Source organism: Sphingomonas sp. 10B4, from assembly GCF_035019905.1.
Classification (GTDB): Bacteria; Pseudomonadota; Alphaproteobacteria; order Sphingomonadales; family Sphingomonadaceae; genus Sphingomonas; species Sphingomonas glacialis.
Map to the genome: position 1 here is coordinate 1 of NZ_JASJVC010000391.1, position 219 is coordinate 219.

1 pseudogene is annotated in these 219 nt (G+C 47.9%); it reads left to right on the top strand.

The features are described 5' to 3' along the window. Nucleotides 1–63: 63 nt before the first annotated feature. Nucleotides 64–211 (top strand): annotated as a pseudogene (locus tag QN347_RS20230) (arginase family protein); the annotation flags it as partial. Nucleotides 212–219: the final 8 nt, after the last annotated feature.

Consider the following 219-nt stretch of genomic DNA (forward strand, 5'->3'; position numbering starts at 1 on the left):
CATTTGCACGTCAGTTTCGACATGGATTGCTTAGATCCAGATATCGCCCCAGGCGTAGGAACAGCTGGAAATGATCGCAGACAGCGGTCGCCTCGCGTCACTCGATTTAGTAGAACTCAATCCGGCACTCGATATCCGCAATCAAACTGCAGTTCTGGCGGTAGATTTGATTGAGAGTTTGTTTGGCAAATCGACTTTAGTACGAATGTAGTCTGTGTG